14 protein-coding genes are annotated in these 10824 nt (G+C 66.0%); 6 read left to right on the top strand and 8 right to left on the bottom strand.

From position 1 onward, the window contains the following. Positions 1-211: 211 nt before the first annotated feature. Together ABIB38_RS18250 and ABIB38_RS18245 are read right to left on the bottom strand one after the other, a co-directional pair. Positions 212-784: a hypothetical protein gene (locus tag ABIB38_RS18250; protein ID WP_429205997.1), complete on the bottom strand. Its 573-nt coding sequence runs from the start codon at positions 782-784 to the stop codon at positions 212-214. Between the two features lie 97 nt (positions 785-881). Next, positions 882-1445 (bottom strand): GbsR/MarR family transcriptional regulator, encoded by a 564-nt coding sequence (locus tag ABIB38_RS18245; protein WP_429205995.1) that lies wholly within the window; start codon positions 1443-1445, stop codon positions 882-884. A gap of 101 nt (positions 1446-1546) precedes the next feature. Here ABIB38_RS18245 and ABIB38_RS18240 point away from each other — a divergent pair, with 101 nt between their 5' ends. Further along, positions 1547-1693 carry a hypothetical protein gene (locus ABIB38_RS18240; protein ID WP_429205993.1) on the top strand — a complete coding sequence of 49 codons (147 nt, stop codon included), beginning with the start codon at positions 1547-1549 and terminating at the stop codon, positions 1691-1693. Positions 1694-1722: 29 nt separating this feature from the next. After that, entirely contained in the window at positions 1723-2049 is a 327-nt protein-coding gene (locus ABIB38_RS18235) for a DUF4326 domain-containing protein (protein WP_429205991.1), read from the top strand. A 132-nt stretch (positions 2050-2181) separates the two neighbouring features. Here the strand turns inward: ABIB38_RS18235 and ABIB38_RS18230 are convergent, their stop codons facing one another. Next, a complete protein-coding gene (locus ABIB38_RS18230; RefSeq protein WP_429205990.1) occupies positions 2182-2811 on the bottom strand; it encodes a GIN domain-containing protein in 630 nt (209 codons plus the stop codon). Positions 2812-2930: 119 nt separating this feature from the next. After that, complete coding sequence (locus ABIB38_RS18225) at positions 2931-3515, bottom strand: O-methyltransferase (RefSeq protein WP_429205988.1); 585 nt, start codon at positions 3513-3515, stop codon at positions 2931-2933. Positions 3516-3622: 107 nt separating this feature from the next. On the opposite strand from ABIB38_RS18225, the gene ABIB38_RS18220 reads away from it, so the two are divergent. From ABIB38_RS18220 to ABIB38_RS18210, 3 genes are all read left to right on the top strand, one after another. Then, complete coding sequence (locus ABIB38_RS18220; protein WP_429205986.1) at positions 3623-4093, top strand: GyrI-like domain-containing protein; 471 nt, start codon at positions 3623-3625, stop codon at positions 4091-4093. Between the two features lie 263 nt (positions 4094-4356). Next, a complete protein-coding gene (locus ABIB38_RS18215; RefSeq protein ID WP_429205984.1) occupies positions 4357-6024 on the top strand; it encodes an acid phosphatase in 1668 nt (555 codons plus the stop codon). Positions 6025-6158: 134 nt separating this feature from the next. Beyond that, positions 6159-6803 (top strand): DUF4142 domain-containing protein, encoded by a 645-nt coding sequence (locus ABIB38_RS18210; RefSeq protein ID WP_429205983.1) that lies wholly within the window; start codon positions 6159-6161, stop codon positions 6801-6803. A gap of 55 nt (positions 6804-6858) precedes the next feature. Here the strand turns inward: ABIB38_RS18210 and ABIB38_RS18205 are convergent, their stop codons facing one another. Both ABIB38_RS18205 and ABIB38_RS18200 read right to left on the bottom strand, forming a co-directional pair. After that, positions 6859-7404, bottom strand: coding sequence for an FMN-binding negative transcriptional regulator (locus ABIB38_RS18205; RefSeq protein ID WP_429205981.1), 546 nt, complete (start codon positions 7402-7404; stop codon positions 6859-6861). Further along, a complete protein-coding gene (locus tag ABIB38_RS18200) occupies positions 7405-7869 on the bottom strand; it encodes an OsmC family protein (RefSeq protein ID WP_429205980.1) in 465 nt (154 codons plus the stop codon). Between the two features lie 76 nt (positions 7870-7945). Between ABIB38_RS18200 and ABIB38_RS18195 the strand changes: the two genes are divergently transcribed. Further along, a complete protein-coding gene (locus ABIB38_RS18195; protein ID WP_429205979.1) occupies positions 7946-9508 on the top strand; it encodes a PLP-dependent aminotransferase family protein in 1563 nt (520 codons plus the stop codon). A 156-nt stretch (positions 9509-9664) separates the two neighbouring features. On the opposite strand, the gene ABIB38_RS18190 is transcribed toward ABIB38_RS18195, so the two are convergent. Both ABIB38_RS18190 and ABIB38_RS18185 read right to left on the bottom strand, forming a co-directional pair. After that, positions 9665-9967, bottom strand: a complete 303-nt coding sequence (locus tag ABIB38_RS18190) for a putative quinol monooxygenase (protein WP_429205978.1) — start codon at positions 9965-9967, stop codon at positions 9665-9667. Positions 9968-10137: 170 nt separating this feature from the next. Beyond that, the gene (locus tag ABIB38_RS18185) at positions 10138-10671 is read right to left on the bottom strand and encodes a DinB family protein (RefSeq protein WP_429205977.1); all 534 of its coding nucleotides are present in this window, start codon (positions 10669-10671) and stop codon (positions 10138-10140) included. Positions 10672-10824: the final 153 nt, after the last annotated feature.

Below are 10824 nucleotides of genomic sequence, written 5' to 3'. Positions count from 1 at the left end.
TTTGAAAATCACGCTACTGAGCGATGCTGGAGCGCGGACTCACGTTTCGCCTGGCTCTGCTCACGCCGAGAGCGGGTTATTCGAGGTGGCCTTAACTTCGCGTCCACGATCCGCTTATCCGTCGAATATGCCCGCAGCACGAAGCTGGCGCCCGGATAGGGCTGCTCGCCATCGAGCGGCGTCGCGCTGTGTTTCCTGCTGTCGAAACCGGTCAGCGCGTCTGGGTGACGTGCGCTTCGCGCAGCGGCCGCCACCCCAGCCGCGTCTCGATGGCGCGCCGGTAGCGGGTGTCGATGTGGGCCGGCGTGCGGCGGATGTAGTCCTCGGCCGCCTCGCGTTGCGCGCCGGTGCAGCCATCGAGCCACGCCACCACTTCGTCTGCCGTCGGCACGCGGCCGTTCTGGCCGTCGAATTTCGGCGGCACGGCGGTCCACACCGCCGCGTCGATGCGCCTGTCACGCAGCCAGGCATTGACGCGCGGGTCTGCCTGCGCGCCGTCGACGGCAGGAATGCTGCCGATCCATTCAGGCCGCTCCGGCGTGATCTTCTCGCGCTCGCGCACCATGGCGCGCGCTTCAACCAGGTCTTGGGTGGCGAGATAAGCCCAGTAGGTCGGCGCCAGGCGCGCGCGCTCGCACAGCACCAGCGCGAGCTCGGGGCTGTCGTCGCTCTGGCGCACGAATTCGAGGGGAAGCGGCGGGCCGCCGGGATGCCAGCTTGATGCCAGCTTGAGACCCTGAGGCTTCCACAGCAGCGAGCCCCAGGCGATACAGACGATGTTCATGACGGGATGGCCTGGCAATCAAAACACCAGTCTAGCCCCTCATGCGAAAGTGGCGAGCACGGCTATCCAGGAGATCAGGAACGCCGTCGGGACGCGCCTACTCTTCCCGGGCTTCCTTGGCCGCCGCCGCGCCGAACAGGCGGTCCTTGGCCGACAGCAGCTTCTGCACCTTCGACCCCATCTTCATGAGCTGCGACATCGACTCGGGCGACAGGCGCTGCAGGTCGTCGAACCAGTTGTTGGCCAGGTCGACCAGCTCGTGCATCTCGCGCATGCGCTCTTGCGCGAACTGGTCTTCGGGCGTATTGGCGTGGGCCAGCAGCGATTCGCGCAGCACCGACAGGGTCGGGGCCACTTCGCGCCGGCGCCGTTCGGCCGCGACCACGCGGAAGATTTCCCAGACGTCGCCGAGCGAGGTGAAATACTCGCGCCGGTCGCCGGGAATGCGCGACAGGCGCACCAGCCCCCAGGACTGCAATTCCTTCAGTCCGATGCTGACGTTGGAGCGCGAGATGCCGAGCTTCTCGCCGATGTCGTCGGCGTGCAACTGTTCCTGGGTGACGAAGAGCAGGGCATAGATCTGCCCCACGGTGCGGTTGATGCCCCAGCGGCTGCCCATCTCACCGAAGTGACTGACGAATGTATGGACGAGTGGCGTCATGGTTGAGAACTTTTCGATGCTTTTGAAAGGTGGATTATCCCACGGACCCACGCCACGCACACGGACTGCATGACCATGGCGCGGCAGCAAGCTGTCAATGGATGAGCAGTTCAGATGAGTCATTCAGGGGCCACAACATCATCCATGCGGCGCGCCGGGAGACCCTGCAGCGCTTGATGGAGTTCCTCGCGTCCAGTTGCGGCAGCGCTGGCGCGCAGTCGATGCAGGAGCGCCTGGCCCCGGTATGATGGCTGAGAGCCAATCATGAGGAAAGCCGATGACGCCACACCGTGTGCAACTCAGTCGCAGGAAGGGCTGGCGCATGCCGCCGAATACGATCTCGGTGGCGCGTCCCGGCCGCTGGGGCAATCCATTCTCGGTGTTGCCCGACGTGGCGCCGGGCACGCCGGTGGGGCGCTATGTGGCGATGCCCACGGTGGAACAGGCGGTGGCCGCCTATCGCCGCTGGCTGAGCGACGATCCCGAAGGCCGCCAGCTGGCGCACGAGGCGCAGAGCATGCTGCGCGGGCACAACCTGGCTTGCTGGTGCCGGCTCGATGGGCCTTGCCATGCGCAGGTGCTGCTCGAGCTGGTCAACGGGTAGGGTTGGCCGGGGCGCGCAGCCGGCTGGTCCGCCGACGCGGGGATCGTCGGCAGCAAGATTATCCGGCGCGAGAACGACGCCGAACACCAGCGCCGCGTCGGCGGCGAATGCCGACGCTACTAGCTGGCCGCCTTATTTTGCGGCGGTGACGTTGCCGATGCCCGAGACCGAACGGTTGACCGACTGCGGCTTGCCGTAATACGTGAGGTTGCCCAGGCCCTGTACGCTGGCGTTGAGCCGGTTCCTGGCATGCACCGACACTTCGCCGATGCCGCGGAAGGTCACGTCGGCATCCTGGGCCACCAGGTCCTTGGCCACCACTTCGCCCACGCCCTCGGCGTTCAGGCGCAGGTGGCCCACGCGACCGTTCATCTGCAGGCTGCCGGCGCCGCGGTAGTTGACGTCGAAGTGTTCGCCGTGAACGTTATTCAGGATCATCAGGCCGGCGCCTTCGCCGCGGAAGCTCGCGAGTTCGGGCATGGTGATGACGACCCGCTCACCATCCTTGATATTGACACGGCTCTTGTTCTTGTCGGCAAAGCCCAGGCGCAGCTCGCCGTTGACGACCTCGGTCGTCACGCGGTCGATGAATTTCTGGTTGCCTTCGACCCGTACCGCATGGGCCTTGCCCACCTCGACCACCAGGCTGACCGGGCCGCGCGCATCGATGGTCTTGAACGGCGTGACGTTGCGCACCTGTTCGGCGGCCTGGGCCGACAGGCAGGCAAGGGCGAGAAGGGCGGCGATGGTTGCGCGTTGCATGGCGGTCTCCGGTAAGTTGATGAGGCCATTCTAGGGAGCGCGTCCTTTCCCTGCGCGCCCCGTGCGATGGACTGCACAAAACCGTGCCTGAACTGCACGGGCGCCGGAACCAGGTGGGATCAATGTTTCGTCGCCAGGAACTCGCCCTTGCCGACCGGGACCAGGCTGGTGCTCCAGCCGGATGCGCAGCGCAGCGCCTGCATGAAGGGCGCCAGTTCCTGGGCGTGCGAGGTGGCGTTGTCGACCACCACCAGCCCGCCCGGACGCAGGATGCGTTCGATCTGCGGCAGCCAGCCAAGGTAGGCGCCGCGTTCGGAGTCCAGGAACATCAAGTCGAACGACTCGTCCGCGCTGCTCGCCAAAAAATCGGCCGCCTGGCCTTCGACCTGCACGATCCGATCCTGTAAACCCGCGCGCGTAAAATTCTCGCGCGCCATCGCGACTTTTTCGGCCGACAGCTCGACCGTCGTGACGCTGCCGTTGATGCCTTGAACGGCATCGGCCAGCCACAAGGTGGAATAGCCGTTCGAGGTGCCGATTTCGAGGACGCGGCGCGCGCCCATGGCGCGCACCAGCACCGCCAGGAATTCGCCGGTGTCGTGGGTGATGTTGAGCAGGCGGCGCGTGCGGTTGGCGGGCGCCGCGTCATGGCTGACGCCGAAGGTTTCCAGCTCTTTCAACAGCGCTTTAAGTGGGGTAGGCAACGTTGTTCTCCTTTTGACACGAGAAATCGATCCACACGATTGCGTAGATGCTAATCTTGCCGAAGAGATAAGGCTATAATCTTTTCGTCCATCAGCAAGCCACTATCATGCACATCTCAACCGTTACACTACCTGAAATGAAGCTCGCCGGGCTGCCTGTCGCAGGGCCCGCCTCGGTTCTGGAAACGGAATTGCCGGAAATCTGGAAATCCTTCCTCGCGCGCGAGGCGGAGCTGGGCGAAACCAATGGTCTGCACTATGGCGTTCGCATGCCGCAATATGGCGGCGTGAAGCTCGAATGCATCGCCGTCGAAGTCGCAGACCTGAACAACCTCCCTCCCGGCATGATCGGCATGCGGATCCCGGAACGCCGCTACGCCCTCATGACCCATCGCGGGCCCATGGTGCACGCCCAGGCCAGCACCGTGACCGGCATCGCGACCATGGAACAGCTGGGCATGGAAGAAGACGAAGACGGCATCCGCCTGGAGCGCTACGACCGCCGTTACACGCCGACGGTCGACGACGATGCGCGGCCAGACAATGCCTATGACATCCTGATTCCGCTATACAGCTGAAGCGAGGACAAGAAAAAATGCAGGCCCACGCACGTGGGCCTGCAGTCAACAAAGCTGGTGCCGGTATATTTCCCGACCGCCGGCGCCGGTAGGGCGGTTTGCACCGCCGAGTGCCCTTCCCTAAGAGCACTTGCATTGTGCCCAAAGAATGTGACGCCTCTTTGACACACCCCATGTCATTTGTTTCTGATTGTTTCCACCTGTAAATTGCGCGGATAATACTTCCTTTGCGGCTACAAGGCCGACAGCAAGAGGAGCACTACGTGCAAGATCCAGAGCGAGAGCAAGATCGCGAGCCCGCCGCGTCCATCCCGCCAGACAATCCCGCGCGCAGGCGCATCTTTCAGGCCGCCGCCGCGGTCGGCGTCGGCGCCACCCTGCCCGGTGTGACGCATGCGGCCGCGGCCAAGCCTGCCGCCAAGGGCTCGCTCGACGCCAAGCTGCGTGTCCACGTCAAGAACGTGGTCGTGATCTACCTGGAAAACCGCAGCTTCAACAACCTGTTCGCCGACTTCCCCGGCCTGGCCGTGCCGCTGGCGAGCGTGCCGGCGGCCAGCGTCCGGCAGCGCGACCGCGATGGTTCGATCCTGCCGACCTTGCCCAAGACCTGGGGCGGCGTGGTGCCGGGCCGCCAGAACCTCGGCGGCAAGGACTACCTCACCACCGAAGCCCAGTCGGCCAACCTGCCGAACGCGCCATACAAATTGACGGATGCACAGGGCAAGCCGCTGCCGGAAGGCGTCGTCACGCGCGACCTGGTGCACCAGTTCTACCAAAACCAGATGCAGATCAATGGCGGGCGTAACGACGGCTTTGCCGCCTGGTCCGACGCCGGCGGCATGGTGATGGCTTATTACGGCGAGACCGCGAAGAACCTGGGCCTGTACCAGATCGCGCGCGAATTCACCCTGTGCGACAACTTCTTCATGGCGGCGTTTGGCGGATCCTACCTGAACCACCAGTTCCTGATCAGCGGCCGCGTGCCGGAATATTTCAATGCGCGTCAGACGGCGGCGAAGAACAAGATCGCGGTGCTGGCGGACGGTCCGAAGGGCGTGCGCCTGGCGCTGGCTCCCGATTCGCCGACATCGGCATTGGAAGGCAAGCCGAAGTTCGTGCGCAACGGCGCGGTGACGCCCGACGGCTACGCCGTCAACACGATGGCGCCGCCGTACCAGCCGAGCTGGGTGCGTCCAGCCGTCGGCGGCGACCCGCTGCATGCCGACCCGCTGGACGCCTCGACCCTCCCGCCGCAGACCTACGACACGATCGGCGACCTGCTGTCGAAGCAGGGCGTGAGCTGGGCCTGGTATGGGGGCGGCATGCAGGCGGCGCTGGACGGCCGCGGCGCCGGCGAGCGACCGAACTTCCAGTACCACCACCAGCCGTTTAATTACTTCAAGCAATTCGCTCCTGGCACAAAAGCGCGTGCGGCGCACCTGCGCGACGGCGGCCTGGGCGACAGCCCGATTTCCAACAAGTTCATCGCCGACGTGGTGGCGGGCAAGCTCCCGGCGGTGGCCTTCTACAAGCCGCAGGGCAACCTGAACCTGCACGCCGGTTACTCGGACATCGAGTCGGGCGACGCCCACGTGGCCAACATCATCGAACACCTGAAGAAGTCGCCGCAGTGGAAGGACATGGTGGTGGTGATCACCTTCGACGAGAACGGCGGCTGGTGGGACCACGTGGCGCCGCCGCCGGGCGACCGCTGGGGCCCGGGCTCGCGCGTCCCGGCGATCGTGGTATCGCCGCACGCCAAGCGCGGCGCGGTCGACCACAATTTCTATGACACGACCTCGATCCTGCGTTTCATCACGCGCCTGCATGGCCTGCCGCTGCTCGAGGGCCTGGCCACCCGCAACGCCGCGTTCAGGGCGCGCGGCGCGCGGCCGCCGGGCGACCTGACGGCGGCGCTGAGCTTTCGCTGATCGGCAGATTTTTGCTCACGGGCCAGCCTGCCGGGCTGGCTTTTTTTTCTTGAAATTGCTTGTCGGCTAACGCGCGCTGGTCTTGAACAGGCGGGACTAGACTCGGCCCATCCCACTATTGAACGGAGAGCGAAATGCAAAAATATCTCATGATCAAGCGCCTGCTGGCGGTATCGGTTACCGCCGCCATGTTCGGTGCGGGCGCCGCGCAGGCGCAAAGCGGCGAATCCAGCCAGGCCGGCCAGCAGTCGGGCAGCAGCGCGACTTCGGCCACCGCCAGCGGCAACGCCAAGCTGACCAGCGCCGACCGCAAGGCGATCATGGACATGGGCATGTCGAACATGGCCGAAGTCGAGATGGGCAAGCTGGCGCAAAGCAAGAGCCAGAACGCCGAGGTGAAGGCCTTCGCGCAGAAAATGGTCGACGACCACGGCAAGGCGCTGACCGAGGTCCAGACCCTGGCCCAGTCGAAGGGCGTGACCTTGCCGACCGAGCTCGACGCCAAGCACAAGGCCATGTCGGCAGGCCTCGAGAAAATGAGCGGCGACGCCTTCGACCGGGCCTATGTCAAGCAGGGCGGCGTGGGCGCACACAAGGACACCCTGACCAAGCTGCGGGCGGCGTCGAAGGGCGCCAAGGATCCGGACGTCAAGGGCCAGGTCGACAAGATGATCCCGGCCGTCCAGGAACACCTGAAGCATGCTGAGCAACTGGCGCAGGGCAAGTCGCGCAGCACCGGCAGTTCGGGGTCCGCGGGCCATACCGGGTCGGGCGACTAAGCCGTTCTATCCGCCCCCCCCCCCCGGCAGCGCTTGCGGGGGCGTGCTCGCTTTCTTAAGCGAGCTGGGCCGTAGCCACCGGCGGCGGCTCGCTCTTCCACTTTCCCTCGATGCGGTCGATCGCGATCTCGATGCCGACGATGGCGGCCAGCAGTTTGCTGATGTAGTCGGGCGGCGCGTCGTCGACCGACCATGGATCGGGCTGCGACGCTTCGTGGCGCCCGGTCTGGCGCTCGACCAGCGCGCGCAGCCAGTCCCGATCGTCGATCGCGCGCAGTGTGCCGTGCACGTGCACCACGTTGTAGGTCCAGGTCGGCACCACGCGGCCGCCGTTTTCGGCTTTCTCGATCCGGTCCGGCGTCGCGTAGCCGGACGGCCCGCGAAACACCACCAGCACCTGCTGCCCGGCGCGGCGCCACACCGGATTGCCGCGCGCCACGTGGGCGCGCAGCACGCCTTCCCCGGGCAGCAGTTCGAACGGCAGGTGGTCGGCGTCCGGACTGCCGTCGCGCTGCGTGACCAGCATGCCGAGCGGATGGTCGGCGATCAGGGCGTGCATCGGGGCGGCCCCGGATTGCGTGAAGCGGGCAGGGCAGTACATCTAGGCAGTCTCCAGGATGACGATCTCGGTGGTGAGCGAATTGGCGATGTAGCAGCGTTCGTGCGCCAGGTGGTGGATGGCGGCGAGTGCTTGCGCATCGGGCCGGCGCGCGCCGGCGAACGCGATGCTGGGATTCAGTTCGATGCGCACCATGGCCATGCGACCGGCCGCGTTCGTATCCAGCAGGCCGCGTGCGGCATCGTCGTAGCGCTCGACCACGAAGCCCTGCTGCGCCGCGATCGCCAGGAAGAACAGCATGTGGCAGCTCGACGCCGCCGCCACCAGCGCTTCTTCGGGATCGACGGCGGCCGGGTCGGACATGGGCAGCGGCACCGACAGCGGGGACGAGGACGCCGGGACGCTCAAGCCGCCATCGAACCGCCAGGCGTGGGCGCGGCTGTAGCGGCCGTCGAGGAAGGCCTGGTCGGCGCGCTGCCAGGTGACGCGGGCGTCGAACTGTTTCATGCGGGGGCTCACGGAGTCTGGTTGATCGAGGCCCTTATCGTAGGCTGTGCTTTGGCTTGCTGAAATAGCCAATTCCATGGAAGATGGGCATACCAATTCTTCGCCGCCCGCCATGCACGTCCATGACCTGATCGCCAGCGCGTCGCTCGATCGCAGCAGCGACGTGCCGCTGTTTCGCCAGTTGTACGCCCGCCTGAAGCAAGCGATCCTGCACAGCGCGCTGGCGCCGGGGTCGCGCCTGCCGGCCACGCGCGACCTGTGCCGGCAACTGGGCGTGTCGCGCCAGACCGTGCTGGCGGCCTACGACCAGCTCACCAGCGAAGGCTATCTGCGCGGCGGCGTGGGGCAGGGCACCTTCGTCGACGCAGCCCTGGTGCTGGCGCGCCAGGCGCCGGCGGCGCCGGGACTGCTGCGCGCGCTGCCGGAGCGTGGCAAGGCACTGGCGGACGCCATGGGAACGCGCCGTCTCTACGACGGCCCGGTGCGCGCCTTCCGCCCCAGCATGCCGGGCCTGGATCTGTTTCCCTTCGACCTGTGGCGCAAGCTGGAGGCGCGGCACTTGCGCCGTGCGCAGCGCGGCCCGGGTTGCAGCCCGAATAATGGTCCCTACCTGGGCTACGGTCCCGCCAACGGCTACGCCCCGCTGCGTGAGCTGCTGTGCGCCTACCTGCGCGCCTCGCGCGGCGTGGTCTGCACGCCTGAGCAGATCGTCATCACCTCGGGCTCGCAGCAGGCGCTGTACCTGCTGACGCAGCTCTTGCTGGCGCCGGGCGACGAAGTCTGGGTCGAGTCGCCCGGCTACCAGGGCGCCTGCGCGCCGATGCTGGTGGCCGGCGCGCGCATTCGCACGGTGCCGGTGACGAGCGAGGGCATGGACGTGGCCTATGGCGCGCGCCACTATCCCGATGCGCGCATGGTGTTCGCGACGCCTTCGCACCAGCTGCCGCTGGGCGCGACCATGAGCCTGGCGCGCCGGCTCGAGCTGCTGCGCTGGGCCGCGGCCAGGCGCGCCTGGGTGATCGAGGACGACTACGACAGCGAATACCGCTATACCGGCGCGCCGCTGGCCTCGATGCAGAGCCTGGACCGCGCCGGCTGCGTGGTCTACGTCGGCACCCTGTCGAAGGTGCTGTTCCCGGCGCTGCGCCTGGGCTACGTGGTGGCGCCGCCGGCGCTGGCCGAGCCGCTGGCGCGCGCCAAGGCGGTGGTCGACATGCACCACGCCATGCTGCCGCAGGCGGTGCTGGCCGACTTCATCGCCGAAGGACACTTCATGCGCCATATCCGGCGCACGCGCGAGGCCTATGCCGAACGGCGCGCGGTCCTGATGGCGGCGCTGGAACACCGGCTCGGCGAGCGCCTGGCATGCGGGCCGGCCGATGTGGGACTCGACCTGTGCACGCATTTCAGGCCGGACCGCAAGGGGCGCATCCCCGCTGAAGCGGGCGTCGCGCAGGCGGCCCTGGCAGCCGGCATCGAGCTGCGCCCGCTGGCGTACTACGCGAACGCCGCCGCCACGCCCGCCTGCGCGGTGGCGCCCGGCCTGCTGCTCGGCTTTTCGGCGGTGCAGCCGGCATCTATCCGGCATGGCGTCGAGGCGCTGGCGCGCGTGATCGAGGGCCAGTGGCCGCGCAAGTGAGCGCCTGTAAATGAGCGCCTGTCGAAGCCAGGGGTAGGCCGCCAGCCACCTTCCGAGCTCGTTGTCGTTGGCGCAGCCAGCCGGCGCCGGCACACTGTCGGCGTCGACGCTGGCGCCGCCAGTGTGCCGTCGGTCTGAGCGGCTTGCCGGGCTTGCTCAGCCCGGCAGCTTTGCCGCAAGAACGTCAACCTTGTCGATTGACGGCGGCTTGGCGAATAACTCCCCCGCTTTTTCCATGAGCGCGGCGGCGACTTTGCCGGAAAGATGCGCCTGCCGCCCAGCCTCATCCGGAAATGCGTCGAAGATGCCGAAGGTTGACGGCCCCAGGCGGATGCCGAACCAGGCGGTAGTTGCTGGCTCTGCCTGAACGAGGGGAAGACCACTCAACAGAAAGCTTTCTACGTCTTTCTCCTTGCCCGGCTTGGCTTCCAGCCGAACGAACAACGCGAACTTGACCATGACATGTCTCCTGTCGTTAAACAGACCTCGCTTCACTCACTGTTCAGCGTGCCCGACGCAATGACGAGCGGGCCGCACCACTTGCGGTAAAGCCGCCTTCTTCACGTGGCCGAAAGCGGTCTACCGGCGAAGGATCGATACCGACCCAAGGCAGAAGTTCCGCCCGTGCGCTAATCGCAGTCGGGTATCCATGCAAGGAGATCCGTGACGCCGATGTCAACGCCCGCTTGTGACAGCAACGTGCTCGCCTGGCCGCGGTGATGCGTCTGATGGTTGAACAGGTGTAGCAACAAGCTCCCGAAGCGCTTCTGGAAGTCGCCACGCGCGTTCTTGTACAGAAGCGGCGCCTGTAAATCCCTATCCGAGACCTCCGCCGCGAGCGCGACGATCGTCCCATCGAGCCGCCTGCGGTGCTCCAGGAGTGTTTGGAGGTCATCGCTATAGATATGAGCAAGACTGGCCGGCGCAGCTATGTCGGCCATCACCTGCAACGAAGACAGGCCCGACGGATGCGCCATGAATCGACGTAGCCAGATCGTGTCGCCGGCAACCAGATGATTGAGGGTTCCAAGGACCGAGCCGAAAAATGCACCTCTGTCGGCAATCAACGCCTCCTTCGGCAAGGTGGCCGCTGCGGCGTACATTCTTTCATTCATCGTCGCGTTATACGAAGCTAACAAAACAATGTCGTCATGGCTGGGCATTCTTGCTTCCATCCATTAGTGGTTTCTCGAAACTCAACAATCTCTGCGCTCTGACGTCAGCATCCGGCCCAAGCCGGACAGTCAGGCATCCTTTTTCATCCGCCTTGCACGCACCGACGACGTGCTCTGGGGGCACCCGGTCTTTGGGGCCGA

This window comes from Massilia sp. UYP11, from assembly GCF_050434805.1.
GTDB lineage: Bacteria > Pseudomonadota > Gammaproteobacteria > Burkholderiales > Burkholderiaceae_D > Telluria.
Note: the sequence above shows the minus strand (reverse complement) of the source record. Positions and strands in the feature narration are given on the sequence as shown.

Bases quoted from the DNA above. Each gene is read 5' to 3' on its own strand.
- ABIB38_RS18185 (WP_429205977.1), bottom strand. From the start codon at position 10,671: ATGCCCAGCCATGACGACATTGTTTTGTTAGCTTCGTATAACGCGACG.
- ABIB38_RS18195 (WP_429205979.1), top strand. From the start codon at position 7,946: ATGGAAGATGGGCATACCAATTCTTCGCCGCCCGCCATGCACGTCCAT.
- ABIB38_RS18220 (WP_429205986.1), top strand. From the start codon at position 3,623: ATGCACATCTCAACCGTTACACTACCTGAAATGAAGCTCGCCGGGCTG.
- ABIB38_RS18205 (WP_429205981.1), bottom strand. From the start codon at position 7,404: ATGTACTGCCCTGCCCGCTTCACGCAATCCGGGGCCGCCCCGATGCAC.
- ABIB38_RS18250 (WP_429205997.1), bottom strand. From the start codon at position 784: ATGAACATCGTCTGTATCGCCTGGGGCTCGCTGCTGTGGAAGCCTCAG.
- ABIB38_RS18210 (WP_429205983.1), top strand. From the start codon at position 6,159: ATGCAAAAATATCTCATGATCAAGCGCCTGCTGGCGGTATCGGTTACC.
- ABIB38_RS18245 (WP_429205995.1), bottom strand. From the start codon at position 1,445: ATGACGCCACTCGTCCATACATTCGTCAGTCACTTCGGTGAGATGGGC.
- ABIB38_RS18190 (WP_429205978.1), bottom strand. From the start codon at position 9,967: ATGGTCAAGTTCGCGTTGTTCGTTCGGCTGGAAGCCAAGCCGGGCAAG.
- ABIB38_RS18200 (WP_429205980.1), bottom strand. From the start codon at position 7,869: ATGAAACAGTTCGACGCCCGCGTCACCTGGCAGCGCGCCGACCAGGCC.
- ABIB38_RS18230 (WP_429205990.1), bottom strand. From the start codon at position 2,811: ATGCAACGCGCAACCATCGCCGCCCTTCTCGCCCTTGCCTGCCTGTCG.
- ABIB38_RS18235 (WP_429205991.1), top strand. From the start codon at position 1,723: ATGACGCCACACCGTGTGCAACTCAGTCGCAGGAAGGGCTGGCGCATG.
- ABIB38_RS18240 (WP_429205993.1), top strand. From the start codon at position 1,547: ATGAGCAGTTCAGATGAGTCATTCAGGGGCCACAACATCATCCATGCG.